27 protein-coding genes and 1 tRNA gene are annotated in these 25,548 nt (G+C 68.6%); 21 read left to right on the top strand and 7 right to left on the bottom strand.

The genetic code is table 11. From position 1 onward, the window contains the following. Window positions 1-11: 11 nt before the first annotated feature. Complete coding sequence (locus tag FBY39_RS03620; RefSeq protein WP_141930291.1) at window positions 12-998, bottom strand: hypothetical protein; 987 nt, start codon at window positions 996-998, stop codon at window positions 12-14. A 180-nt stretch (window positions 999-1,178) separates the two neighbouring features. On the opposite strand from FBY39_RS03620, the gene FBY39_RS03615 reads away from it, so the two are divergent. From FBY39_RS03615 to FBY39_RS03550, 14 genes are all read left to right on the top strand, one after another. Then, complete coding sequence (locus FBY39_RS03615; protein WP_141930290.1) at window positions 1,179-1,967, top strand: hypothetical protein; 789 nt, start codon at window positions 1,179-1,181, stop codon at window positions 1,965-1,967. A gap of 60 nt (window positions 1,968-2,027) precedes the next feature. Continuing rightward, window positions 2,028-3,062, top strand: coding sequence for a metal ABC transporter solute-binding protein, Zn/Mn family (locus FBY39_RS03610; RefSeq protein ID WP_141930289.1), 1,035 nt, complete (start codon window positions 2,028-2,030; stop codon window positions 3,060-3,062). Further along, window positions 3,059-3,865, top strand: coding sequence for a metal ABC transporter ATP-binding protein (locus FBY39_RS03605; protein ID WP_141930288.1), 807 nt, complete (start codon window positions 3,059-3,061; stop codon window positions 3,863-3,865). Before FBY39_RS03610 ends, FBY39_RS03605 begins: the two co-directional genes overlap by 4 nt. Beyond that, window positions 3,862-4,722: a metal ABC transporter permease gene (locus FBY39_RS03600; RefSeq protein ID WP_141930287.1), complete on the top strand. Its 861-nt coding sequence runs from the start codon at window positions 3,862-3,864 to the stop codon at window positions 4,720-4,722. Before FBY39_RS03605 ends, FBY39_RS03600 begins: the two co-directional genes overlap by 4 nt. Before the next feature lie 433 nt (window positions 4,723-5,155). Beyond that, window positions 5,156-5,566, top strand: a complete 411-nt coding sequence (locus FBY39_RS03595; RefSeq protein ID WP_141930286.1) for a Fur family transcriptional regulator — start codon at window positions 5,156-5,158, stop codon at window positions 5,564-5,566. A gap of 97 nt (window positions 5,567-5,663) precedes the next feature. After that, the gene (locus FBY39_RS03590) at window positions 5,664-6,641 is read left to right on the top strand and encodes a permease (RefSeq protein WP_141933854.1); all 978 of its coding nucleotides are present in this window, start codon (window positions 5,664-5,666) and stop codon (window positions 6,639-6,641) included. Next, window positions 6,634-7,464, top strand: a complete 831-nt coding sequence (locus FBY39_RS03585; RefSeq protein WP_141930285.1) for a TIGR03943 family putative permease subunit — start codon at window positions 6,634-6,636, stop codon at window positions 7,462-7,464. Before FBY39_RS03590 ends, FBY39_RS03585 begins: the two co-directional genes overlap by 8 nt. Then, window positions 7,454-8,857 carry a hypothetical protein gene (locus FBY39_RS03580; protein ID WP_141930284.1) on the top strand — a complete coding sequence of 468 codons (1,404 nt, stop codon included), beginning with the start codon at window positions 7,454-7,456 and terminating at the stop codon, window positions 8,855-8,857. The genes FBY39_RS03585 and FBY39_RS03580 overlap by 11 nt, the downstream gene beginning before the upstream one ends. Further along, window positions 8,854-9,528 (top strand): DNA-3-methyladenine glycosylase, encoded by a 675-nt coding sequence (locus FBY39_RS03575; RefSeq protein ID WP_141930283.1) that lies wholly within the window; start codon window positions 8,854-8,856, stop codon window positions 9,526-9,528. Before FBY39_RS03580 ends, FBY39_RS03575 begins: the two co-directional genes overlap by 4 nt. Before the next feature lie 140 nt (window positions 9,529-9,668). Further along, entirely contained in the window at window positions 9,669-9,905 is a 237-nt protein-coding gene (gene rpmB / locus FBY39_RS03570; protein WP_018187658.1) for a 50S ribosomal protein L28, read from the top strand. Beyond that, window positions 9,905-10,075 (top strand): 50S ribosomal protein L33, encoded by a 171-nt coding sequence (gene rpmG, locus FBY39_RS03565; RefSeq protein WP_018173550.1) that lies wholly within the window; start codon window positions 9,905-9,907, stop codon window positions 10,073-10,075. Before rpmB ends, rpmG begins: the two co-directional genes overlap by 1 nt. A 2-nt stretch (window positions 10,076-10,077) precedes the next feature. Beyond that, complete coding sequence (rpsN, locus tag FBY39_RS03560; protein WP_141930282.1) at window positions 10,078-10,383, top strand: 30S ribosomal protein S14; 306 nt, start codon at window positions 10,078-10,080, stop codon at window positions 10,381-10,383. Between the two features lie 393 nt (window positions 10,384-10,776). After that, the gene (locus FBY39_RS03555) at window positions 10,777-11,064 is read left to right on the top strand and encodes an HU family DNA-binding protein (protein ID WP_141930281.1); all 288 of its coding nucleotides are present in this window, start codon (window positions 10,777-10,779) and stop codon (window positions 11,062-11,064) included. A gap of 74 nt (window positions 11,065-11,138) precedes the next feature. After that, the gene (locus FBY39_RS03550) at window positions 11,139-13,115 is read left to right on the top strand and encodes a cytochrome c oxidase assembly protein (protein ID WP_141930280.1); all 1,977 of its coding nucleotides are present in this window, start codon (window positions 11,139-11,141) and stop codon (window positions 13,113-13,115) included. 24 nt (window positions 13,116-13,139) lie between these two features. Here FBY39_RS03550 and FBY39_RS03545 read toward each other — a convergent pair whose 3' ends face one another. Beyond that, a complete protein-coding gene (locus FBY39_RS03545; RefSeq protein ID WP_396652242.1) occupies window positions 13,140-14,282 on the bottom strand; it encodes a hypothetical protein in 1,143 nt (380 codons plus the stop codon). A 119-nt stretch (window positions 14,283-14,401) separates the two neighbouring features. On the opposite strand from FBY39_RS03545, the gene FBY39_RS03540 reads away from it, so the two are divergent. Next, window positions 14,402-15,790, top strand: coding sequence for an ATP-dependent RecD-like DNA helicase (locus FBY39_RS03540; protein ID WP_396652241.1), 1,389 nt, complete (start codon window positions 14,402-14,404; stop codon window positions 15,788-15,790). Window positions 15,791-16,113: 323 nt separating this feature from the next. On the opposite strand, the gene FBY39_RS03535 is transcribed toward FBY39_RS03540, so the two are convergent. Together FBY39_RS03535 and FBY39_RS03530 are read right to left on the bottom strand one after the other, a co-directional pair. Then, window positions 16,114-16,770 carry a heme oxygenase (biliverdin-producing) gene (locus tag FBY39_RS03535; RefSeq protein ID WP_141930279.1) on the bottom strand — a complete coding sequence of 219 codons (657 nt, stop codon included), beginning with the start codon at window positions 16,768-16,770 and terminating at the stop codon, window positions 16,114-16,116. 68 nt (window positions 16,771-16,838) lie between these two features. Further along, a complete protein-coding gene (locus FBY39_RS03530) occupies window positions 16,839-17,150 on the bottom strand; it encodes a DUF2470 domain-containing protein (protein WP_141930278.1) in 312 nt (103 codons plus the stop codon). Window positions 17,151-17,232: 82 nt separating this feature from the next. Here FBY39_RS03530 and FBY39_RS03525 point away from each other — a divergent pair, with 82 nt between their 5' ends. The 5 genes from FBY39_RS03525 (at window position 17,233) to FBY39_RS03505 (ending at window position 22,144) form a co-directional block, all read left to right on the top strand. Next, window positions 17,233-18,522, top strand: a complete 1,290-nt coding sequence (locus FBY39_RS03525; RefSeq protein ID WP_141933848.1) for a serine hydrolase — start codon at window positions 17,233-17,235, stop codon at window positions 18,520-18,522. A 100-nt stretch (window positions 18,523-18,622) separates the two neighbouring features. Continuing rightward, window positions 18,623-19,513: an aldo/keto reductase gene (locus tag FBY39_RS03520; protein WP_141930277.1), complete on the top strand. Its 891-nt coding sequence runs from the start codon at window positions 18,623-18,625 to the stop codon at window positions 19,511-19,513. A gap of 142 nt (window positions 19,514-19,655) precedes the next feature. Then, complete coding sequence (locus tag FBY39_RS03515) at window positions 19,656-20,612, top strand: sodium-dependent bicarbonate transport family permease (RefSeq protein ID WP_141930276.1); 957 nt, start codon at window positions 19,656-19,658, stop codon at window positions 20,610-20,612. A 19-nt stretch (window positions 20,613-20,631) separates the two neighbouring features. Then, window positions 20,632-20,910, top strand: a complete 279-nt coding sequence (locus tag FBY39_RS03510; RefSeq protein ID WP_141930275.1) for a helix-turn-helix domain-containing protein — start codon at window positions 20,632-20,634, stop codon at window positions 20,908-20,910. A 187-nt stretch (window positions 20,911-21,097) separates the two neighbouring features. Then, the gene (locus tag FBY39_RS03505) at window positions 21,098-22,144 is read left to right on the top strand and encodes a TerC family protein (RefSeq protein WP_141930274.1); all 1,047 of its coding nucleotides are present in this window, start codon (window positions 21,098-21,100) and stop codon (window positions 22,142-22,144) included. Here the strand turns inward: FBY39_RS03505 and FBY39_RS03500 are convergent. The 3 genes from FBY39_RS03500 to FBY39_RS03490 form a co-directional block, all read right to left on the bottom strand. Next, on the bottom strand, window positions 22,101-23,672 hold the full coding sequence (locus tag FBY39_RS03500) for a hypothetical protein (protein WP_141930273.1): 1,572 nt from the start codon (window positions 23,670-23,672) through the stop codon (window positions 22,101-22,103). The two genes, FBY39_RS03505 and FBY39_RS03500, sit on opposite strands and share 44 nt — an antisense overlap. 2 nt (window positions 23,673-23,674) lie before the next feature. Next, window positions 23,675-24,733, bottom strand: a complete 1,059-nt coding sequence (locus FBY39_RS03495; protein ID WP_141930272.1) for a LamG domain-containing protein — start codon at window positions 24,731-24,733, stop codon at window positions 23,675-23,677. 71 nt (window positions 24,734-24,804) lie between these two features. Continuing rightward, window positions 24,805-24,878: transfer RNA gene (locus FBY39_RS03490), tRNA-Gly, on the bottom strand. Window positions 24,879-24,940: 62 nt separating this feature from the next. On the opposite strand from FBY39_RS03490, the gene dcd reads away from it, so the two are divergent. Beyond that, window positions 24,941-25,546 (top strand): dCTP deaminase, encoded by a 606-nt coding sequence (gene dcd / locus FBY39_RS03485; protein WP_141930271.1) that lies wholly within the window; start codon window positions 24,941-24,943, stop codon window positions 25,544-25,546. The last annotated feature ends 2 nt before the right edge of the window (window positions 25,547-25,548 follow it).

Here is a 25,548-nt window from a genome sequence, read left to right as displayed (position 1 = left end):
GGGTCGCCGCGCTAGAGAGCGTCGATCCGGCGCTGGGCTTGGGCGATCCGCTGGGCGGTCCTGTCGCGGCTGACCGCGTTGAACTTACTGAGCGGCGAGGAGACGATGAGGCGGGCCACATCCTGGTCGCAGTCCAGGGCCGTCGCGAGAGCGGTGGCCGCATCATCGGCCGATTCCGCATCCCGGACGGCGGCGAGGACGATGTCGAGCGACTCTGCCGCGAGGGTGATCGCGTGCAGCCGTTGGATGTCGTGCTCGATCATCCGTCGCTCGTCACGCGCCGAGCGGCGTGATGGATGCCGGTGGCGCCGGGCCGCGATCGCGTCTTTCGTGAGGGTGACGGTCAGTGGCGGGTCGGCTCGAATGCCGAGGTCGACGAGGACCGCCTGCACGTTGTACGTACCCGGCTCGATGTTTTCCCACACGCCGCTGTTGACGTCGACGCGCATGCGCGCGTACTCACCCGGACGCAGTGGCACCCCGCCGTCGCGGTGCATGCCCGCCCAGCCGAAGGAGAAGTCGGACCGACCCGGCTCGGTGAACACGCCGACGACGTGGAAGCTGTCGCCGTCCGGCCACCACGTCGCATCCCCCTCATTGACGACTTCAACGACGAAATCGTCGGGAATGCCGGTGTCGACCATGTGCGGCGCCCACTTCAGCACGAGGCCACCGCGGCGATCGGCGCGACTGGGACGCAGTCGCTCTGGTTCCGGGCTCACGTGAAACGTCTGGGAGGTGCCTGGCCTCGCCGACCCGACGTGCCAACGCGTTCGGTCGGCGGAGACAGGGGCGGCGAACATGACCCCACCCTCGGGGTGTCGACGAATGACGCGCCAGCCGTCAGCCGGAACTTCGCCTCTGGTGCTCTCGTCGATGTCGATGTCGAGTTCCGTCGCGAGCACTGTGAGCGCGACGCCCGGTCCGTCGAGAGATCCCGGTTCGACCTCGACACGCCCGATCTGCGGCCATTCGTCCATCGGTGCAGTGGAGTCCATCACCCCATGCTTGCATCCCGGCTGGCGCGCTTGGCGGCCCGGATCGCTCGGGGCCTGCGACGGGTTGAAGGTCACGATCGTGCCGCACCTGTAAGGAATCGCCCTCCCCAGACGACTACATAGTAGGCGGGGTGTCCCGTCGACTCCCCGCTGATGCGACGAGAGGGCCGGGCTGCCGCCATGAGGAGACGAGAACGAGTCGGTTACGCACCGCAGGGGGTCCTGGCCGTCGGTGCGACAGCGCTCATCCTGCTTCTCAGCGCCTGTACGTCGAACGGCGATGCGGCCCCGGCGGCCTCGAGCACGCCTACGGAGTCACCGAGCACGGTGTCCTTCGAGAAGGGCGAGACCGTGTCGGGAGTGGGACCGACCACGTATCCCGGCGTCGACTTTGCGCTCGCCGAAGGGGCGAGATCGATCGCTATCGAATTCGAATGCTCCGGTGGGGCGACGTTCTACGTCGAGGTCGGAGACTCGATGGCGCTCGGACAAGCGCAAGTCGAGGGCTCGTGCGAAGGAGCGACCACACTCGCCTGGCCGATCACCGACCGGACGGGGCATACGCTCGGCGTTACTCTTCCGGACGACGTCGCCTGGACAGCGACGCCCACGTTCTCGGCCGAAGAGTTTCCCTACGACGCGGCCATCGAGGCAGACTGCGAAGCCTTCGCCTCCGTATCTAGCGAGTTGTCCAATGCCGACATGGGCTACACCTACTACGAGGCCATTGATGCCGACGAGTGGGCTGCGCGTATTGCTGGCGCCGAGCCGCGGCTCCGCGCACTGGTCGAAGACGCAGAGTCCGAGCTCCGTGAGCAGTTCGGGGCGCTCGAGTCCGTCGTCAGCGATCCCGGCCGGCAGGTCGGTCATGCGATCACCGCGGCCGGGTACGAGATCATGGCCGAGATCAGCCGCACTTGCAACGTGAACCAGACACCGCTCATCACGATGGGCGAGTTCGGCGGATAGGCCTTCGAGCCTCCGCCACGCCGGTTTGAGAACGATTATCACTCGCGGTAGCCTGGGCCTATGGCATCCCGACGTCTCCTCCTTCCTGCCGCTCTCGGTGCGGCATCCGTTCTTGCTCTCGCCGGCTGCGCGTCCGCATCCGATAGCAGCGAGACCGATGCGCCGGGAGACGACCGCGTCACGGTTGTTGCGTCCACCAATGTGTACGGGCAGATCGTCGAAGCGATCGGCGGCGACGCTGTCGATGTGACGTCGATCGTCGCGTCGGCGTCGCAGGACCCGCACTCGTTCGAGCCGAGCGCGCAGGATCAGCTCCTCATCTCGCGCGCCGACCTGATCGTCGAGAACGGCGGCGGCTACGACTCGTTCGTCGATGCGCTCATCGAGTCGAGCGGATCGACGGCGCACGTCATCACGGCGGCGGAATACTCGCACGATTGGCCCGAGAACGAGGGCCACGAAGAGGAGGGTAACGACGAGGCGGATGCCGCGACCCCGGCCGCCGACGATGACCACGCCGACGAGGGTGACGATCACGACCACGATCACGGCGACCACGGACACGTCGAGGGCTTCAACGAGCACGTCTGGTACGACCCGCACACGGTCGTCCACGTCGCGGAGGCCATCGCCGAAGAGCTGACGGAGCTCGCTCCCGACAGCGCAGAGACGTTCACGGCGAACCTCGCGGAGTTCGAGGCGGGCATCGAAGAACTCGAGGCGTCGCTCGCGAGCCTCGACGCCGACTACGGCAGCACCGAGATCTTCGTGACCGAGCCCGTTCCGCTCTACCTGACCTCGGCCGCGGGCCTCGTCAACGTCGCCCCCGGGGCCTTCACGGAAGCCGTCGAGGAGGGCCAGGACGTACCCGCCGCGACGCTCCTCGAAGCGCTCGACCTCCTGAACGGTGGCACCGTGAAGGTCGTCGTGACGAACTCGCAGACGGGCGGCGCCGAGACGACCGCCATCCTGGACGACGCCGAGGCGCAGTCGATTCCGGTCGTGGAGTTCGCAGAGACGCTCCCCGAGGGCCAGACTTACCTCTCGTGGATGCAGTCGAACATCGAGGCGCTCGAGAGCGCCCTGGAGGGGTGACGTCTCCGCTCGTCATCCGTGACGCGGCGCTGCGCCGGGGTGGGCGCGAACTGTGGTCGGGTCTCGATCTCGAGGTGGAGCCCGGTGAGCTCATCGCGATCCTCGGACCCAGCGGAACCGGCAAGACGACGCTCCTCCGGGCAATCCTCGGTCTCGAAGACCTAAGCGCCGGCTCGATCAGCGTGCTCGGCGACGAGGTGCGCCACCGCGGCAACCGGCACGTCGGATACATCCCCCAGCAGCGCCCGCTCGCCCGCGAGACGTCATTGCGCGGCCGCGACCTCGTCGCCCTCGGCGTCGACGGTCACCGCTTCGGGTTCCCGTTCCCGCGCCGGGGCGACCGGGCGAGGATCGACGCCCTCGTCGACGCGGTCGGCGCGCGCGAGTTCGCCGATCGTCCGGTCGGAGTGCTGTCGGGCGGCGAGCAGCAGCGGCTCCGGGTCGGGCAGGCGCTCGCCGACAACCCGCGGCTCCTCCTCTGCGACGAGCCACTGACGAGTCTCGACCTCGCGAACCAGCAGGCGATCATCGGGCTTCTCGAACGGCATCGCAAAGAGACGGATGCCGCCGTGCTCCTCGTCACGCACGACATCAACCCCCTGCTGGGCAAGGTCGACCGCATCCTCTACATCGCCAACGGCCGCTTCATGCTCGGCAAGCCCGTCGACGTCCTGCGCTCGGACGTCCTCACCGATCTGTACGGCGCACACGTCTTCGTGCTGCGGGCCGGAGATCGGCTCGTCGTCGTCGGCGCTCCCGACGCGGAGACTTCGCACCACCATCACGACGAGGAGCACGCATGAACTGGGCGGACATCGCCGACGCGATGTTCGGCAGCCTCCCCGACTACGCCGACATCCTCGCGCTCGTCATGAACTCCGTCATCGCGGGGGCCGTGCTCGGGCTCGTCGGCGGGCTCATCGGCGTCTTCGTCATGCAGCGAGACATGGCCTTCGCCGTCCACGGGATCAGCGAGCTCTCGTTCGCGGGGGCTGCAGCGGCGCTCCTGATCGGCGTCGACGTCGTGACGGGCTCGATCGTCGGCTCGCTCATCGCCGCCGCGATCATCGGCTGGCTCGGAGCTCGTGCCCGCGATCGCAACTCGATCATCGGCGTCCTGATGCCGTTCGGTCTGGGTCTCGGCATCCTGTTCCTGTCGCTCTACGACGGTCGAAGTGCCAACCGATTCAGTCTTCTCACGGGGCAGATCGTGTCGGTGCAGACGGCGCAGCTCGGGTGGCTCATCGGCATCAGCGCGTTCGTCCTCATCGGCATCCTCGTCATCTGGCGTCCGTTGCGGTTCGATTCGCTCGACCCGCAGTCGGCGGCGGCGCGCGGCGTGCCGACGACGGCGGTGTCGCTCGGGTTCATGCTGCTCCTCGGGCTCATGGTCGCGGTGAGCGTCCACATCATCGGCGCGCTCCTCGTGATGGCGCTTCTCGTCACGCCGGCCGCCGCGGCGATGCGCATCGCGTCGGGACCCGTCGCGGTGCCGGTCCTGGCGGCATCCTTCGGTCTGGTGTCGGCCGTCGGCGGCATCCTTCTGGCGATCATGGGGACGCTCCCCGTCAGCCCCTACATCACGACGATCTCCTTCGCGATCTACCTCGTCTGCCGCATCGTCGGCTCCCGCCAGGGCCGCGTCACCCGCACCCCCTGACCCGCGGCTCCTGGGAGCGTCCGCCCCCGTCTGCTCGGCCCCCGTCCGCCGAGAAGACCCAAACTGCTGCGATCGGGCGCGATCCTCGACCGTTCGGGTCTTCTCGGCACCTGGGCGAGTCGGCGGCGAGGGAGCGTCCGCCCGCGTCTGCTCGGCCCCTCGTCCGCCCGCGTCCGCTCGGCCCCCCTTCCGCCGAGAAGACCCAAACTGCTGCGATCCGGCGCGACTTTCGACGGTTCGGGTCTTCTCGGCACCTGGGCCTCGGCACCTGGGGTTCGGCGCCTGGGGCATCGGGCCCAGCGCGGCGCCTGGGGTTCGGCGCCGGGGGCATCGGGCTCGGCACCTGGGGCTCGGGCTCGGCGGCTGCGGTGGGGCGGATGCCGCGGGGGCGGCTCCCGGGCGGCGTCCAGCGCGCGCCGGTAGACTCCCCGGCATGGCCCAGCGAAACACGTGGCAGCGCGAACGCGTGCGCGAGGCCCTGGCCGATGCGTCCGGGTTCGTGAGCGCCCAGACGCTGCACGCCACCCTTCGCGACGAGAACACGGGCATCGGACTCGCCACCGTCTATCGGGCCCTCGCGGGACTCGCCACGGTCGGTGAGGCCGACTCATTGCAGAGCCCCGAGGGTGAAGCGCTCTACCGGGCCTGCTCCACGACCGGACACCACCACCACCTCATCTGCCGCTCGTGCGGCCTCACGGTCGAGATCGAGGCCGACGAGGTCGAGGCCTGGGCCCGCCGCACCGCCGAGCGGAACGGCTTCACCGAGGCCGAGCACGTCGTCGACATCTTCGGACTGTGCGCCGCCTGCACGTCCCGGAACCGTGAGCGTGCCGGGGACTGACACCCTCGCGTCGGCGCCGCGCGCCTCGCGCCGACGGAGTCCGTCCGCACCGGATGCCGAACCCCGGCCATCCGCGCGGGCGCGCGCCCTGCTGTGGATGGGCGTGGGCGCGGCCATCGTCGCGGCGCTTTTCGCCATCGACGCCTTCGCGCCGACGCTCTTCCCGGCATCCCTCCCCACCCGCGCGCAGGACGGACTGACGCTCGCGGTCAGCGTCCTGATCGAATCCCTTCCCTTCGTCGCCCTCGGCGTCGTGCTGTCGATCGTCGTGCAGGTGTGGATTCCGCCCGGCGTCATCGAGCGGTGGCTCCCCCGACGCGCGTGGGCGCGCCGCGCCGTGCTGTCGCTCCTCGGGATGCTCGTCCCAGTCTGCGAGTGCGGCAATGTGCCCTTCGCACGAGGCCTCCTCATGCGCGGCTTCAGCGTGTCCGAGACGATGACGTTCCTCATCGCGGCTCCCATCGTGAACCCCATCGTCATCATCACGACGCACCAGGCGTTCGGTTTCGACGACGGCATCCTCGTGGCCCGCCTCCTCGGCGGCTACGCGATCGCGAACCTCATCGGATGGCTGTACTCGCGGCATCCCTCGCCCGACGCCCTCCTCACCGACCGCTTCCGCGACACGTGCGCCCTCTCGCTCGAACAGGCGGAGCAGGGCGGCGGCAGGAACGGCAAGACGCGTCGCACCCTCGCGCAGTTCGTCGTCGAACTCCGCGCCGTCATGCCGGCGCTCATCATCGGATCGGCCCTCGCCGGCGCCGTGCAGGTGCTCGTGCCGCGTGAGGCGCTCGTCGCGATCGGGTCGAACCCCGCCCTGTCGATCGTCGCGATGATCGCCCTGGCGATGATCGTCTCGATCTGCTCGAACGTCGACTCGTTCTTCGCGCTCTCGTTCGCGTCGACGTTCACGCCGGGCTCGCTCATCGCGTTCCTCCTCGTCGGCCCGCTCGTCGACGTCAAGATGCTCGCCCTCCTGCGCACGACCTTCACGACGCGCGCCCTCGCGGGGATCGTCGTCATCGTCGTGCTGTCGGCGTTCGCGATCGGAGCGGTGGTGAACCTCATTGGCTGACTCGCGCACTCGCTCTCTCGGCACCCGCTGGCTCGGGGTCGGGCTCGCCTCGATCATCGCGGTCGTGACGATCGTCCTGACGGTCACCGACCGACTCGCCCTCTACATCAACCCCTCGTCGGCGTGGTTCGCCGTCGGCATGTCCGTCGTGATCCTCATCGGGACGATCGCGACCTTCGCTCTGCCGCTCGGGGCCGAGGCCGACCACGGTCACGACATCGTGCCCGTCGCGACACCGGATGCCGCGGCCGCGACGCCCCACGCGGCTGCCACCCACCACGACCACGCCACCCCCCACGACCACCACCGGCTCAGTCCGTTCGGCGTTGCCGCGACCGTCGTCGGCGGAGTCGCGGCATCCGGGATCGCCGTCCTCACGCTCGTCCTCCCGCCCGCTTCGCTCAGCGCGGAACTCGCGATGTCGCGCGACGTCGGGGCGCCGCCCCTCTTCGCCGGCGCGGACGTCGTGAGCCTTGCGACGACCGGTGACACGGCGGAATTCGGCGTGGGGGAGTGGTCTGCCGTCTTCGCGACTGCGACGAATCCCGACGCGTTCGACGGCACGCCCGTCACGCTCACGGGCTTCGTGACTCCGGGCGACGACGGATTCGCCCTGACGCGGCTCGTCATCACGCACTGCGTCATCGATGCGCAGTCGGCCAGCGTGCCGGTGTCCGTCGACGGGGGGACCGCCGCCGCTGCCGACACGGGCCAGTGGGTGACGGTGACCGGCACGGTCCGCGCGACGCAGGACGGACGCCTGTCGATCTCGGCGGACGAGATCGCCGAGATCGACGAGCCCGGTGACCCCTATGAGTACTGACACTCGTCGGGGGCGTTCTCGTGCCCGCCGCGGTCGCGCGTTCCTCACGACGCTCGGCCTCGTGGCGCTCTCGCTCGCGCTCGTCGGCGCCGGGGCTGCGGCGATCGGCGTCATTCAGGGTCCGCGCATCACGGGTGTCCAGGTCGATCCGGAGGCCGCCGTCACGGCATCCGGCTCACGGCTCATCGTGACGACGACGCAGTCTCTCGCGCCCGTGGATGCGTCGCAGGTCACGGTCGAACCCGCTGTTCCGTTCGCCGTCGACACGTCGGGGCGGAGCGTCGGAATCCGCTTCGCGCTGCCGCTCTGGGACGAGACGCGGTACACGGTGTCGATCGAGGGTCTCCAGGGCCTCGGCGGAGGACCGGAGACCGCGGTCGTCGAGACCTTCGAGACCCCCGCTCTCGAGCTCCACCTGCTGCAGCGGGCGACGGCCGACGGCGACACGATCTTCCGCACCGACCTCGAGGGGGAGTCGGCGACCCCCGTCTTCACGCATCCCCACATCGAGGACTTCCGGGCGACGGCATCCCATCTCGTCGTGTCGGTGAGAGAGGACGATCGTCCTGCGCTCATCGTGACGGACCTCGCGGGCGGCGGGGCGCGCGAGCTGCCGCTGCCGGGCGACGAGGGGACCATCACGGGACTCCAGGCCGCCGATCGGGGAGAGACCATCGGCTACACCTTCACGGATGCCGACCTGGGCGAGGACGGCGGCCTCGAGAGCGCGCTCTTCACGGCCTCTGCATCGCAACCGGATGCCACACCGACGCCGATCGAGGTCGAGGGCTCCGATCCCCGCATCGCCGACTGGCGCTTCGTGCCCGACACCAACAGCATCCTGTTGCTCGGCTTCGACGGGTCACTCCTGCTGACAGGCGCCGACGGCGGCGCGGCGACGCTCCTCGGGACGGCGCTCGCGATCGACGGGATCGCGGGCACCTCGGCGATCGTCGAGCGACTCGAGTCGCTCACGGTGATCGACCTGACCGACGGGTCGGAGTCTCCTCTCGTGGAGCCCACCGCCGACATCGGCATCCCGAGCGACGTCGTCCCCGTCCCGGGCGGCGGGACGCTCCGAACGATCGTGCAGCTCGACGAGAGCGGCGTCCGCGCGCTCGGCATCACCGTCGCGTACGTGGCGGACGACGGCACGGACTCCGTCGTCGCCGACATCGACCCCGCCGACGCGCTCGTACAGACGTGCGTCGCGCCGAGCGGACGCTACGCGGCCCTCCTCGTCGCACCGGGTGCCGTCGACAACGCCTACGACGGCTACACGATGCCCTTGCCGGAACGCCTCGAGACGCGCGTCGTCGACATCGCGACGGGTGAACAGGTGACGGCGCTCGCGGGCTTCGACATCTCGTGGTGCCGGGTCCCCCCGGGATGAGCCTTCATCCCGCTCGCCGGCCCGAGCTGGCGGCGCTCCCCGTCGACGTCGCACCTCTCCTCCTCGGCGGCATCCTGCGCACGATCGTCGACGGCGACGAGGTCGCCGTGCGGCTGACCGAGGTCGAGGCCTACCACGGACGCGGCACGGGCACCGTGGCGGATCCGGGCTCCCACGCCCGCATGGGGCCGACCCCGCGCAACGCGACGATGTGGGGCGACCCCGGACACCTGTACGTGTACCTCAGTCACGGCATCCACTCGTGCGTCAACATCGTGTGCGGTCCCGCCGGCACGGCCGGTGGTGTGCTCCTGCGGGCGGGCGAGATCGTCGAAGGGACGGATGCCGCGTTCCGCCGCCGTCCGACCGCTCGCACACCGCGCGAGCTCGCGCGCGGCCCGGGGCGACTCGGGTCGGCGGTCGGCTTGCGGCATCCGATCCACGACGGGCTCGACGCCGTCGACGGGTCCGCGCAGGACGGCGCGGTCGCGCGTCTCTGGCTGCGGGACGAGCCCCACGCGGCGATCGCGGCGGGGCCCCGCGTGGGTGTCGCGGGGACGGCCGGCACCGCTGTCTTCCCCTGGCGCTTCTGGATCGAGGGCGACCCGACCGTCTCGCCCTTCCGTTGGGGCCGCGGCGCCGAAGCCGCGAGCACCGCCGTGCTAGACTGACTCTTTGTCTGCGCGCACTCCAGCACGCAGTTCGTATCCGCTCCCCTCATTTCACCCTGAAATGGGTGCATGAAACGCGGGTGCAGACAAGGGATCTTGGGTGGGGCCGTCCGGCTCCACGGTACTAAGGAGACATCACTATGGCAGCAGTGTGCCAGGTGACTGGAGCAGTTCCCGGCTTCGGTCACAACATCTCGCACTCGCACCGCCGGACGAAGCGCCGCTTCGACCCGAACGTGCAGAAGAAGACGTACTTCGTCCCGTCGCTCGGTCGTAAGATCACGCTCAACGTGTCCGCCAAGGGCATCAAGGTGATCGACGCTCGCGGCATCGAGTCCGTCGTCAAGGACCTCCTCGCGAAGGGTGTGAAGCTCTAATGGCGAAGAAAGCACAGGACGTCCGTCCGATCATCAAGCTGCGCTCGACCGCCGGCACGGGGTACACCTACGTGACGCGCAAGAACCGCCGCAACAACCCCGACCGCATCGTGCTGAAGAAGTACGACCCGGTCATCCGCAAGCACGTCGACTTCCGAGAGGAGCGCTAAGCATGGCCAAGAAGAGCAAGATCGCGCGCAACCAGCAGCGCCAGGTGGTCGTCGACCGCTACGCCGCGAAGCGTGCAGAGCTGAAGAAGGCGCTCGTTTCGCCGACCTCGACCGACGAAGAGCGCGAAGCCGCTCGCGTCGGCCTCCAGAAGCTGCCCCGCAACGCGTCGCCCGTGCGTCTGCGTTCGCGTGACGTCATCGACGGCCGCCCGCGCGGTGTCCTGACGAAGTTCGGCATCTCGCGTGTCCGCTTCCGTGACATGGCCCACCGTGGGGAGCTCCCCGGTGTGACCAAGTCGAGCTGGTAAGCACCACAGCACAGGAACGGCCCGGGGTTCTTCGGAACCCCGGGCCGTTCTGCATCCCCGTGCGGGCACATCCATCGCCGAGACCGAGGATCCCGCCGAAACAGGGCTGCGTGCTGCTGTGTCTCGGCGAGATGCCCGGTCTCGACGCGGCAGTCGGGTCGCGGGTGCGACGAGCAGGTCGTGAGTCGGATGCCGCGCGGAGGGTTCACACGGGCCCCTTTTGTCACATCCGCCCCCGACACGCCGTGCAATGACGCCGAATGTGGTCGGAAATCCGCGGAATTCCGCGGATCCTGGCTATAGTCGAGGCGGTCGATCCGACCAGCCGGGGGGCGTTCGCCAACCGGTCCCAGCAATAGGGGCGGCGCACCTGCCGCCTTGGAGGACAACCCAATGGCTGACAAGTCCATCACCAAGACCGAGCTCGTCGCGAGCATCGCCAGCGCAACCGGCCAGAGCCAGGCCGCCGTTTCGGGCGTGCTCGACTCGCTCTTCTCGACCGTCTCGGAGGCCGTCGCCAAGGGCAGCAAGGTCTCGATCCCCGGCTGGATCTCGTTCGAGCAGGTCGAGACGTCGGCTCGCACGGGCCGCAACCCGCAGACGGGCGAAGAGATCAAGATCCCCGCGGGCAAGCGCGTCAAGGTCACCGCCGGCTCGAAGCTCAAGGCAGCGGTCAAGTAACGACCCTCAGGTCTGACAGGGGGATGCCGCGAATGCGCGGCATCCCCCTTCTCCTTGCCCAATAAGGTAGAGGAGTGAACCCCCGCCTCCTGCGGGCCGCCGGCCCGACGATCCTTGTCGTGGCCGCGCTCGCGGCGATCGTCTGGGGGCTCTTTTTCGGCGGGGGTGCCGATCCGCTCGCGATCGCCGACCCCGGGCCCTTCGCCCGGTGGGGTCTTCCCATCGCGAAGCTCTTCGTCAACATCTCCGCCGCGGGTGTCGTCGGCGTCCTCGTGACGGCGCTGTTCACCCTCAAGGCAGGAGAGCGATCGTTCGACACGGCGCTCGATGCGGCATCCGTCTCTGCTGCCGTCTTCACGGTGTCGGCGGCGACGACGGGCTTCCTCACGTTCGTCGACGCGTTCAACCCCGCACTCGACGCGGGCCCCGAGTTCGGCGCGCAGCTCGGTCGATTCCTCGTCGAGACCGAGGTCGGGCGTGTGTGGCTCATCACGACCGTCGCCGCGGCGATCCTGACCGTGCTGACCTTCGCCGTCCGGAGCTGGACGCCGACGTTCCTCATCGCGCTGCTCGCCATCGCCTCGCTCGTGCCGATGGGCACGCAGGGTCACTCCGGCGAAGAGGCGTTCCACCACGAGGCGATGACCGCCCTCATCATCCACATCATCGCGGCGGCCGTCTGGCTCGGTGGACTGATCCTCGTCGTGCTGGTCCGTCCGCTCCTCGACCGCGGGTCCGTCGCCGCGATGCTCGAACGCTACTCGAGCATCGCGCTCGTCGCGTTCCTCGTCGTCGCCATCAGCGGCACCGTGCGGGCGGCACTCGGACTTCTGAACCTCTCGGCGCTCGCGTCGCCCTACGGTGTCATCCTCATCGTGAAGGTCGTCGCGCTCGTCCTGATCGGGGCCCTGGGGGCCATGTACCGGCGGCGCCTCATCGGTCGGATGCGGCAAGACGCGCAGTCACGCGTCTTCTGGGGCCTCATCGCCTTCGAGCTCGCCCTGATGGGAATCGCGAGCGGCGCCGCCGCGGCACTCGCCCGCACGCCCCCGCCCGTCGCGAGGACGCTTCCGCCCGTCCCCACTCCCGCCGAAGTGCTCACGGGCGCACCCTTGCCACCCGAACTGACGCTCGAACGGTGGTTCACGTCGTGGAACGTCGACCTCATCTGGGCGTTCGCCGTCGGATTCGGTCTGTTCTTCTACTGGGTCGGCTTCGCGCGCCTCCGCACGCGCGGAGACCGCTGGCCCGTGCTCCGCGGAATCTCCTGGACGGCAGGACTGCTCCTGCTGCTGTGGGTCACCGCCGGACCCGTCAACGTCTACCAGGACTACCTCTTCAGCATCCACATGATCGGCCACATGCTCCTGAGCATGGCGATCCCGGCGCTCCTCGTCGTCGGGGCGCCCGTCACGCTCGCCGCGCGCGCCATCCGCAAGCGGGACGACGGGACGCGCGGTGGTCGCGAGTGGATCCTCTGGGCCGTCCACTCACCCGTTGCGCGCGTGCTCACGAACCCGTTCATCGCAGCGGGGCTCTTCATCGGGTCGCTCTGGGTCTTCTACTACACCGACCTCTTCCGGTGGTCGCTCTACGATCACCTGGGCCACGAGTGGATGGTCGCGCACTTCCTGCTCACGGGATACCTCTTCGTGTTGACGCTCATCGGCATCGATCCCGTCGCGTGGCGGCTGCCCTACGCGGGCCGGCTCCTGCTTCTCATCGGCGTCATGGCGATGCACGCGTTCTTCGGCATCGCGATCATGATGCAGTCCGGGCTCATGGTCGCCGAGTGGTTCGGTTCGATGGGGCGCACGTGGGGCGCGACACCGCTCGAGGACCAGTACGTCGGCGGCGGCGTCGCGTGGTCGGTCGGCGAGATCCCGACGCTGATCCTCGCGATCGTCGTCGCGGTCCAGTGGAGTCGCTCCGACGAGCGGATCCAGAAGCGACGTGACCGCCACGCGGACCGCACCGGCGACGCCGAGCTCGAGGAGTACAACGCCCGGCTCGCGGAGATCGCCGAGCAGGACGCACGTCAGGTTCGCTGAGCAGGGCGGATGCCGCGGCATCCGTCATCTGCCGTCGGGACCGCCGACCGTGATCGTCGCCGTACCGTCCGGAAGGATCGCGATCTTGCCGGTCAGCACGAACGGCACGTCTTCGCTCACGGTACTGACGGACCCGTCGAAGAGGGACCGGATCTCGACATCGATCCGCGCCGTCGCTTCGGTCGCCGGGATGGCCCATCCCGAACCGTCCGGAACGACCGTCACGACGGGCTGGTCCACGATCGACCAGCGGGGCGTCGACGCGAGCCGATCCTGAACGAGGAACCCGAACGGGCAGGCCGTCGGCTGCAGAACCTCCTGCGTCGCACACTGCGCGAGGAACTCGTCGACGCGAGTCTGGACGACATCGACGAACTCGGGCGTCGGCTCGGCCTGCAGGTCGACGGGCACCGACGCGAAGGGGCTGTCGGACAGGACCGCGACGCCCGGGCTGGCCGAGATCGCCGTGTCGACCGAAACGGAGTAGAGGCCGGGGGAGAAGACGAGAAGAGCCAGCGGGGCGAGCGGATCGGCGTCGGCGCCGTCGGGAGACACCTGTCTCTTGTCGATCTCGAACCCGTTGACGGCGAACTTCATCGACCCGCGGACGACGAGATCCACGACGGCGAGCGGCGACGTCGCGAAGCGCCAGGTCGGGGCGAGACCGATCATGCCGTCCTGCGCGACCTCGAACGTCGTCTGGCCCTCGACGTTCCCCGCCCGATAAGTCACCGTGACGAGCGTGACGGCGTCTTGGACCACCTCGGTGACGGTGTCGATGTCGGTCAGCGAGGCGAGGGCTGCGCGGCGGAGCAAGGCATCCGACGCGTACGCGGGGAGTCCCGCGGCGTCCAGGTCGGCCGAGTCGACCGTCACCCCCGGAAGGGCGAGCGCTTCGGCGGCGCGGCCATCGCTGAGCATCGACAGGTAGCGCTCGACGAAGGCCGACGGAGAGTACACCTCGCGGTACAGCGTCGCCACCGTCGCGGCCACGGCAGCGATGAGCAGCACACCGACGATCGCGAGCATCGTCATGTCGAGGGCGAGCCCTGCGCGTCGCGGCGGGGGTGTCAGCGCTCGCGGCGCCGAAACGGGAGGAGCCGCCGAGGGCAGTGCGGACAGAGCCGTGCGGCCGTCCGCGCCCTGGTCCCCCGCCCCTTGGTCCACCGTCCCAGTCTACGAATCTCCCCCGTGCCGCTCAGAACCCGTCGACGCCGGGCGACATCGTGTCGCCCGAACTCCGCGCGGGTGGCCGGGCCGCGGCATCCGCTCGTTAGCATGAATCGGTGACCATGCCCTCTCTCTCCGCCGAGCAGGAGGCGCTGTACCGGCTCATCGAGGACACTAACGAGCATGTCTTCGTCACGGGCCGCGCGGGCACGGGAAAGTCGACGCTGCTCCAGCACCTGGCATGGCATACCTCCAAGCAGATCGCCGTGTGTGCGCCGACGGGCGTCGCGGCGCTCAACGTAGAGGGCCAGACCATCCACTCGCTCTTCCGGCTGCCGATCGGTCTCATCGGCACGACCGACGAGAAGCAGACGGATGCCACGCGAAAGATCCTCAACGCGATCGAGACGCTCGTCATCGACGAGATCTCGATGGTCAACGCCGACCTCATGGATGCGATCGACCGGTCCTTGCGCATCGCGCGCGGCCGTCGGTCGGAGCCGTTCGGGGGAGTCCAGATCGTCATGTTCGGAGACCCGTATCAGCTCGCGCCGGTTCCGCCGAAGGGCGACGAGCTGCGGTACGTCCAGGACCACTACCGGTCGTTCTGGTTCTTCGACGCCCACGTGTGGGCCGGGGCCGAGCCGGCCGCGGACGGGCTCATCGACCTGGGGCGTCACGGTGCCGACCTGCACATCCGCGAGCTCGTCGACATCCACCGGCAGTCCGATACCGACTTCAAGGCGATGCTCAACGCCGTCCGTCACGGGATCGTCACCGCAGATATCGCCCAGGCGCTCAACGACGCCGGTGCGCGGACGCCCCCCGACCCCTCGGACGACGATGAGACTCCGATCATCACGCTCGCGACGCGCAACGACATCGTCAACGGCATCAATCGTCGTCACCTCGAGGCGCTCAAGGGCCGGGAGCAGACGGCGATGGCGGAGGTGAGCGGCGACTTCGGGCGGGGGGATGCCGCGTACCCCGCCGACCCGGAGCTGAAGCTCAAGGTGGGCGCTCAGGTGATGTTCCTGCGCAACGACCGGGGCGGCTTCCCCGATCCACCGCGCTGGGTCAACGGCACGATCGGACGCGTGACGCGCATCGCGGGCGGCACCGTCCGTGTCGACGTGGATGGCGACGAGGTCGAGGTCGAGCCGGCGGTGTGGGAGAAGTACCGCTACGCGTACGATCCCGGCTCCCGTTCGCTCACGCGCGACATCGTGGCGGAGTTCACGCAGTTCCCCCTGCGGCTGGCGTGGGCGGTGACGATCCACAAGTCGCAGGGCAAGACGTACGACCGCGCCATCGTCGATCTCGGGTCGGGCGCCTTCGCTCCCGGGCAGACGTACGTCGCGCTGTCGCGCCTCACGTCCCTTGATGGCCTCTACCTGACGCGTCCGCTCCGCCCCAGCGACATCCGCGTCGACGGCGACGTCCGCCGCTTCATGGCCGCGGTCCGCAGCCGTGCCTCTACCCCCGAACTCCCCCCCTCCCGCTGACCCCGGCCCCCTCCGCCGCCCGGGCCCCGTCTGCCGAGAAGACCCGAACTGCTCGCCTCTGGGTCGAATTCCGGCGGTTTGGGTCTTCTCGCGGGAGGGACGAGCACCGGGGTGGGGCAGGCCCTCTCCGCCGAAAAGACCCGAACTGCTCGATTAGGCCTCGAAACCCAGCGGTTTGGGTCTTCTCGGCGAACGGACGTCTCCGCCGCGAGCGGGGGCCCGGCAGTCGCGGAAGGGCCCGGCAGTCGCGGAGCGGCCCGGCATCGCGGAGGGGCCCGATAGCCGCGGCACGGGCGCGGGCGCGGCAGCGGGCGGTGGGGGCGTCAGGCGACGGCGGAGGCCGACTTGGCGGCGGAGAGGTCCTCGAAGAGGTCGGTGTTGAACTGGTAGGCCAGGAGGACTTCCTCGATGATGCGGTCTTGCTCCGCGGCATCCCACGGGGCGGCATCGAGCTGCTCGCGGTACACGTCCTTGAACGCCTTCGGGTCGGCGATGTCGTCGAAGACGTAGAAGCCGATGCCGTTCGTCTCGAAGCCGAACCGGCGGGCCATCAGGCGCCCGATGAAGAGGCCGCCCGACAGGTCGCCGAGGTACCGCGTGTAGTGATGTGCGACGAACCCGCCAGCCCACGTCGCCCCGACCTCATTGATGCGGTCGACGTAGCGGCGGGTCGTCGGCAGCGGCGCGATGCGGTCGCGCCAGTCGGGTCCGACGAGGAACTCCAGGTCGGCCTCGAGCGCGGGCAGCCGCGTGAGCTTGTCGGTGATGAAGACGGATGCCACGGGGTCGCGGCGCATCAGCTCAGCCGTGCGCTCGAGAGCCTCGTAGATGTACCAGTGCTGGGCGACCAGCGCGATGTAGTCCTCGCGGGTTCCCTCGCCCTTGACGAGGTCGGCCATGAAGCCGGCGTGCTCGCTGCCCGCGTGGGCGTTCGAGGAGCGCTCGCGGAGGGCGGTCGAGAAGGGGATGAGATCGCTCATGGCTCACAGCATAGAGGACTTAGGGAACCCTAACCTACTCCGACTTCTCGCCGGCGGATGCCGCGACCTCACGCGTGCGGGCGTGGCTCGATCCCGAGCCGCGCGCACGCCTCGTCGTAGAGGGCGACGATCTCTCGACGCACCTCCGCCCGCTCGCTGATGGGGCCCCCGGGCCACGGCACGCGGAGCTCGCTCGCGACACCCTCGGCGCTCTCGACGGACCAGTCGCCGCCGTCGCCGTCGAAGCCCGTCATCGTCGAGCTCCGAGCCGCGGCATCCTGACCGAAGGCGCGTGCGATGAGGAGGTTGTCGTCGGTGTGGTCGTCGTTCATGTGACCGAGGACCGCGGAGCGGACGGCGTCGTCGAAGATATGCGTCATGATCGTCCAGCGTACGGTCGGCCGTGACACTGTCGTGATCTGTGTGTGTTTGAATCGTTCAGACCATCATCGGGGGGTGATCATGCGGCGAGGCACCGCACGGCGGCGGATCGCCGCGACGATCGCTGTCGCCCTCGCGTCTGCGTTGGCGCTCGCGGCGTGCACGGGTTCGCCGGATGGCGACATCGACCAGCGCACGCAGGTCGAGGGAGCGTTTCCCGAGGAGACGCAGACCCAGCTCGAGGCTGCCGTCACGCACGCGATGGGCGCGACGGGATCATCCGGCGCGATCGTCGGGGTGTGGGCACCCTGGAGCGGTTCGTGGGTCGCGGGTCTCGGCACGCAGACTCCCGGCGGTGCTGCTGTCACCGCCGACATGGCGTTCCGGGCCGCGCAGGTCACACGTCCGATGACCTGCGACCTGCTCTACCGGGCAGCCGCCGACGGGCTCGTCGAGCTCGACGATCCGGTCTCGCAGTGGGTTTCGGGAGTCGCCGATCTCGACGATGTGACGCTGCAGCAGTTGTGCGATGGTACGTCGGGAATCGGCACGTACGCGACCCAGCTGAGCCCGCTGTGGACGAGCAATCCTGCCCGGTCGTGGAACCCCCGCGAGCTCGCCAGCTACGGCCTCGGGCAACCGCGGGTCTCGGAGCCCGGCGTCGCCTACCGCCCCACCGACACCGGCTACGTGCTCCTCGGGCTCGCGCTCGAGCGCGCGATGGGCGACCGCGCGGCGGTCCTGATCCGCGAGTACATCGCCGAACCGCTCGGACTGACCGGCACCCGGCTGCCGTCCGGTAAGGCGGCGGCGCCGGAAGGTGCCGGCGGCACACTCACCGGTCAGAAGTCCGTTCCCGGAGAAGACGGGACGATGAACTGCGCCGCACCCCTCGACGTCACCACGATGTCGGCGAGCATCGGATACACCGACTCGGGGGTCGTGTCGACCGTGCACGACCTGGGCAGATACGCCCAGGCGCTCGCCGCGGGGATCACGACGCCGTCCGCCTTCGCCGACGATCGGTTCTCCGACCCGAAGCCGTTCTTCCAGGACGCCCCCTCATGGATGAACGCGGCCGGTGGCGCAGTGCTCTTCGGGTCCCTCGTCGGCAATTACGGCACGGTCCCCGGATACGCCACCGCGGCCTTCTCCGATACGGAATCCGGTCTGACGGTTGTCGTCGTGCTGAACAACTCCGCGAACGGGGCCTCCCCCGCGGGCAACCTCGCGTGGGAGATGGCGGCCATCGCCTCGAAGGCGCCCGCCGCGAGCGGACAGGTCGCCCCCGAGGCTGGTCTCCCCTGGACGCCGCAGCAGTTCCACGACTCGATCGCCGCCGAGGCGGTCTGCACGCCCCCGGCTGAGTGACGCGCCCCCGCGGTCGGGTCCTTCATCTGCCGCTGTCCACCCCCGTCCCACGCGCCCGCAGACCTGGCAGGCTGGAAGTACTCGACGGCAAGGAGGCCACATGAAGCAGCGCACACTCGCGGGGCGGCAGGTATCGGCGATCGGGCTCGGCGCCATGCCGCTGTCGATGAACAATGACAAAGAGACACCGTCGCACGAGGACGCCGTCGCCACCGTGCAGGCCGCGCTCGACGCGGGAGTCACCTTCATCGATACGGCGGACTGCTACGCACCCGCATGGAATCAGATGGGCCACAACGAGCGGATCGTCGCAGAAGCGCTCCGCACGTGGAGCGGGGACAGCTCCGGCATCCTCGTCGCCACGAAGGGTGGCATCACGCGCAGCGAGGGTGAGATCTGGGGACGCGACGGCTCTGCCGTCTACCTTCGCGCTGCCGTCGAAGCATCGATGGAGAACCTGGGTGTCGACGTCATCGAGCTGTACCAGTACCACCGGCCGGACCGGTGGATGATCTACGGCGAGGTCATGGCGACGCTCGCGGCCCTCCAGCAGGAGGGCCTCATCCGCTCCGTCGGCATCTCGAACGCGAGCGTCGAGGAGATCGAGATCGCCGAACAGGTTCTCGGCGCAGGCAATCTCGCGAGCGTGCAGAACGAGTTCTCCCCGCGGCATCCGGGCAGCATCGGGGAGCTGCAGTACTGCGCGGAGCGCGACATCGCGTTCCTGCCGTGGAGTCCGCTCGGCGGGACAGGCGGCGGCGCGCGGAGTGTCGGCGACCGCTTCTCGGACTTCCGCGAGGTCGGTGAAGACCACGGCGTGAGCCCGCAGCAGATCGTGCTGGCGTGGGAGCTGGCGCTCGATCCGCACGTCATCCCGATCCCCGGTGCGCGTCGCGCGGAGTCCATCCAGGATTCCGCGAAAGCCGTGGAGCTCGAGCTCAGCGCCGACGAGATCGCGCGCCTGTCGCGCTCGGTCGGGATCGGCGGCTGACCGACCCCGAGGTGCCCGACCCGGGCGGTATTCGTCGTGCCTGCGAGGCGGGAGTGGGCGCCTGTCGCGCTCCGCATTGGGTGAAGTAAGTTTCATGTATTCTTCGATGGGTGAACTTGACTTCATGCATTGAGGAGAGCGAATGGATGCTTCGTCGGCGATGACCAACCTGCTGAGCGCGCCGGTGCTCGCCTTCGTGTTGGGCGTTCTGGCCGTCGCCGTGCGATCGGACCTCAAGGTGCCCGACGCGATGACGCAGGCGCTGTCGATCTACCTGCTTCTCGCGATCGGCCTGAAGGGCGGAGTGGCGCTTGCGGGCACCGATCCCGCCGCGCTCGCGGTGCCTCTCGGTCTCGCCATCGCGTTCGGACTCGGAACTCCCGTCCTCGCTTACCTCGCCCTGCGCGTGCTGACGCCGCTGGGGCCCGTGGATCGCGGATCGGTGGCCGCCCACTACGGGTCGACGTCGTTGGTGACCTTCACCGCCGCGATCGTCGCTCTCGAATCAGCTCAGATCGCCGTGCCGGGATACGCCGCGACCATACTGACGGTGCTCGAGGTTCCCGGCATCCTGATCGGCCTGCTGCTGGCCCGTCGTCACACCGCTCGCCATGCGAAGTGGGGAGCCACCGTGCACGAGATCCTCACGGGCAAGTCGATCCTCCTCCTCGTCGGCGGCCTCGTGATGGGCGCGCTGATCGGCGAGGCGGGGTACGCCGGCGTCGAACCGTTCTTCGGTGACGCCTTCCGGGGTGCCCTCGTGCTGTTCCTCCTCGCGCTCGGCATCGATGCCGCCCGGCAGTTCGGAGCTCTCCGCACCGGTGCGGTCGGTCTCGTCACGTTCGCGATCCTCTTTCCGCTCGTCGTCGGATCCGCAGCGGTCGTCACGGGCACGTTCGCGGGACTCGACACGGGAGGAGCTGCCGTCCTCGGAGTCCTCTGCGCGAGCGCGTCCTATATCGCAGCCCCCGCGGCGGTTCGCATGTCACTTCCTGAGGCGAACCTCGCGTACCCGCTCGCGGCGAGCCTCGGCGTCACCTTCCCCGTCAACCTGACCGTCGGCATACCGTTCTTCATCTGGCTCGCGCTCGTCCTCTGAGGGCTGGGAAGATGGGCGAGTGGCCCAGTGGACGTTCCTGACCCATCACGCGCACGTGCTCCTCGCCGTCGCGGCGAACAACGACGCCACCGTGCGGCACATCGCCGAGAAGGTCGAGATCTCGACCCGCTCGGCCGTCACGATCCTCAACGATCTGGAGGATGCCGGTTACCTCGAGCGCGAGAAGCGCGGACGGCGCAATCACTACGTCGTGCACCCGGAGAAGCCGCTCCGACACCCCTCGAACGCGGCGCACACGGTGGATGACCTGATCCGCGCTCTGCTGGACATCCACTAGATCTTCACGGGGCGGACGTCGACTTGACGTGAAGCATGCTTCACATGTTTAATGTCTTTCGAAGGGGAGTAATCCTCGCTCCGCATCGTCAGGACGGTCCCGCTGGGGGACCCGGTGCGCGGGGCACTCGAGTCGTTGAGACCGGGAGCCGATGAGACCTTCACGAATCTTCGTGGAGGTCTTTGTCATGAACGTTCCGTTGTGGGCGTGGTTCGCTGTCCTCGGGGTCATCCTCCTGATGCTCGCCGTCGACCTCATCGCGCATCGTAAAGCGCATGTCATCGGTGTCCGTGAGGCCGCTGTCTGGTCGATCGTGTGGGTCGCGTTCGGCGTCGGCTTCGGCATCCTGGTCTGGTCGCTCTGGGGTGCGGAGTTCGGACAGCAGTACTTCGCCGGCTACCTGATCGAGAAGTCGCTCGCCGTCGACAACGTCTTCGTGTGGGCGATCATCTTCGCGGCGTTCGCCGTACCCCGCGAGTACCAGCACCGCGTGCTGTTCCTCGGCGTCCTCGGGGCGCTCGTGTTCCGGGGCATCTTCATCGCCGCCGGTGCGACGCTGATCGAGAACTTCTCGTGGATCCTGTACGTCTTCGCGGCGTTCCTCATCTACACGGGCTGGCGGATGTTCCGCTCCCGCAACGACCACGTCCACCCGGAGAAGTCGCGGATCCTCAAGGCGTTCCGCCGCTTCGTCCCGATGACCGACGCGTATCACGGACAGAAGTTCCTCATCCGGGAGGCCGGAATCGTCGTCGCCACGCCGCTGCTCGCCGTGCTCGTGCTCGTCGAGATCACGGACATCATCTTCGCCGTCGACTCGATCCCCGCGATCTTCGCCGTGACGAGCGAGCCGTTCCTCGTGTTCACCGCCAACGCCTTCGCGATCCTGGGACTCCGAGCGATGTACTTCCTCCTCGCCGACCTCATCCACCGCTTCGTCTACCTGAAGGTCGGTCTCGCATTCGTCCTGATCTGGGTGGGCGTCAAGATGCTTCTCCTCGACGTCTTCTACATCCCGACGACGCTCAGCTTGGCCGTCGTCGCGACGATCATCGGGGTCTCCGTCGCCGCGAGCCTCGTCGCCACCCGCGGTCAAGGGCGCCGCGAGGTGCAGACGGAAGCAGCCGGGGCGTTCCGGATCGCCACGGACGAAGAGATCGCCGCGGCCGAGCCCGTCTTTCGTCGCGCAGTCAGCCGTGGAGCTTCGCGAAGCCGATCGCGAGGTCGTTCATGAGAGCCAGGCCGAACGCGGGGAACTTGCGCCCCGATCGCAGATCGTGGGGGTCGTCCGTCACGCGGACGCCCCAGCGCCCCTCGAAGCCCGGGCGGACGTCGTTGCTCGGCCACCACAGTTGCGTGGAGTAGTCGATGAGCCGCGCGGAGGGGGGTCCGAGCCAGCGTCGGATCTCGGTCGCCGACTCGCGAGGAATTTGCGTCAGCGGGTCCGCGAGCCCCTCCGGTGCGAGGACGGTCCCGTAGCCCGCTTCCCGATCCGGTGCGTGCTCCTCTTCGGCGGCGGCGATCTCCTCGGGAGTCGGGCGATCGTCGTCGTCGCTTCCGGCGAGTGCTTCCGCGATACCGGCGGCGAGCCCGGCTGCGGCACCGAGAGCCGCCCCGATCCCCAGGAATCCGGCGCCGATGCTCGCGCCTGCGACCGCTTTCGCGATCGTGATACCCGCTCCTTCCGCGAAGTCTCCGAGGTCGTCGATGAAATCCTCGACGTCCTCCTTGACGTCCTGCAACGACTCGAGGAGTCCGCATCCGAGCTCCTCGACGGGAACGCCGAGGAGCTCGAAGTTGGCGGGCGGCTGCGACCCCGGCTGCGGATGGTTGTTGTGGTACCCCTTCGCCACGAACGCGCGAGGGTGCAGGCCGAGGCGAGAAGCATCCTTCCATTCGCGGATGAACATCCCGGTCGTCGCGAGGTCGGGAGTGAGGTACTTGCTCACTCCTCGAAGGCGCGCGCTGTATCCGACGTGGCTCGGATCCGGGAAGGGGTTCCCCGGCGCCTCCCAGGGGAGCGTCAACGGCCGGGGCACGACGACCGCGATCGCGTGCCAGTCACCCTCTGTGCTGGAGACATGACCGCCGTCCAGGAAGAACTCGCATCGCCGCAGAGTGCCCTCGTGCGCGGGGTAGAAGAAGTAGTACCAGACCACCCAGATCTCGCCCAGCAGCCTGCGCAAAGTGTCGACCGCGTCTCCTCCCGAGGCGCCGAAGGACAGTAGGAGGCGCTCGATGTCCGACGGTTCGCTCACGTCGGCGTGATACCAATCGGTCATCGTGCGCTCGAAGGACATCGGAAGTTCTTTCCACCGGGCTGCCGCACCGTCGATGTCGGCGAGACGGTTGTCGGAGTCCTTCGTGACCTCGGTCGCGTGCATCCAGGAGCCGTGCTCGAGGAAGTTCTCGGTACCTTCCGTGCCGATGAGGTAAGTCAGGATCTGGTCCCCCTGTTTGTGCCCCAGGTACCAATCCGGCACGCCGTCGCCGTCGACGTCGGACGCGCCCTCCACGTCAGCGCCCGGGTCGAGGCTGATGCCCCGCTGGGGGATGTTCGCGACCCTGGGAAAGGTCTCGCCGTGCACGGCCGGCTTGCCCCAGTGCGCCTTGTCGTCGTCGGTCGGCGAGACTCTCCACAGCGCGCTGCCCTCGAGGAAGAGCTGCGGCTTGATCGGAACGTAGGTCTCGTCGGGGTGGAAGATCAGCACCGGGGCGTACGCCTCGATCAACTGGAGCTTCTGCTCGGTCGTGAGAGCCATGATCACGCCTCCACCATCTTCGAGAACGTGCGGATGTACTCCACGAAATCCGGGTCGCACGTCCCGATGTCGATCGCATCGACGTGAGAGGTATCCCACTCGATAGCCGCCAGGCAGTCGGACATCGCGCTGATCGCGCGGTCGTAGGCTGCTCGTTCGTCGGGGCTCAGTTCACCCAGGAGATGCTCGAGCAGCTCGCCCATTTCGGCGCCGCCGATGTTCCCCGCTGCCCACAGCTCGCGATACCGCTCCGCGAAGCCGCGTACGAGCTCACGTCCGTCGGGCCGACGGCGGATCATCGCGATGACCCGCTGCTGGTTCTCGATGACGCACCGGTAGAGCGCCGCGAGACGCTTGCGATCGGCCCCGGCGACGTTGATGGCCTTTCCCACGTCGGCCCAGCACGGTGCGAGCGGACGCGTGGCGAACTGTTTGCCGACGCTCGAGGGATCCCACCTCCACAGGCGAACCGCCCCGACGCTGCCCCGGAGCGTGAATCGATCGGCATCCGGCCAATTGCCGATGTGGACGCCGCGCCATCCCACCGTCTGGAGCGGCGCCGGCGCCGAGTCGGTCGTCGCCACCGGCTGACCGTCGATCAGAAGCACCAGGTTCGTGTAGCCGTCGTGGATGTACGTCAGCGTGCACCACCGGCCGAAGGGGACGGTGCGCGCGACTCCATCGGGGCTGTTCGCGACGCTGTCGATCCCGCGCCAGGCGCCTCCCGCGCTCTCCGGTGCGCGAGCTGTGCCGACGAGCGCGCCTGACGGGCTGACGTAGAACGCGAACGAGAGGTAACCCTCGACGAGGTTCTGGCGCGCGCCCGTCGATTCGAGGAAGACGGTCGCCTCGATCTTCAGCGCGGTGAGCCTGCGGAAGGGCTCGCGCGTGATGGTCCGGATCCTGCTTCCCGGCTGCCCGAAGACGGCCGCTCCGCGCTCCGGCGCCTGAGCGTCGGGCGCGAAGGAGAGACCCGTCGAAACGCCGTGGACGTTACGGCCGCTCACGTCGATGGCTGCAGCCTGGGCCCCGAAGTCGTAGTGAAGAACTGTCGTGAACACGTGAGCCTCACCCCTGAAGAAGCTCCCCCGACAGCAGGTATACCACTGGACGGGCGCGATGACGAGGGCGATGGAGGGGATGACGGGAATCGAACCCGCGCTATCAGCTTGGGAAGCTGAAGTTCTGCCATTGAACTACATCCCCGCGGTGACGCCAGCATAACAAAGGCCGGTGTCGGCGGCATCCGATCGCCCTAGTCTGGACTCGTGCTGCTCTCGGATCGCGACATCAAACTCGAACTCGACGCCGGACGGATCGGCCTCGAACCCTACGACCCGGCGATGGTGCAACCGTCGAGCATCGACGTGCGCCTCGACAGGTACTTCCGGCTGTTCGACAACCACAAGTACCCGTTCATCGACCCCGCCGAGGATCAGCCCGAGCTGACGCACCTCATCGAGGTCGAACCCGCCGAGCCGTTCATCCTGCACCCCGGGGAGTTCGTTCTTGGGTCGACCTACGAGCAGGTCACGCTGCCCGACGATGTCGCCGCGCGCCTCGAAGGGAAGTCCTCGCTCGGACGTCTCGGCCTCCTCACCCATTCGACGGCCGGCTTCATCGATCCGGGCTTCTCAGGCCACGTGACGCTCGAGCTCTCGAACGTGGCTACCCTTCCGATCAAGCTGTGGCCGGGGATGAAGATCGGCCAGCTGTGCTTCTTCCGCCTCACCTCGCCCACCGAGAACCCCTACGGAACCGGCCCCTACAGCAACCGCTATCAGGGGCAGCGGGGCCCGACGGCATCCCGCTCGTTCATGAACTTCCATCGCACGGATGTCGCTGCGACGGACTCCGGCTCGCTCGGGGGCTGATC

The sequence above is a fragment of the Microbacterium sp. SLBN-146 genome (genome assembly GCF_006715145.1).
GTDB lineage: Bacteria > Actinomycetota > Actinomycetes > Actinomycetales > Microbacteriaceae > Microbacterium.
This window is presented reverse-complemented; position numbering and strand designations above follow the sequence as displayed.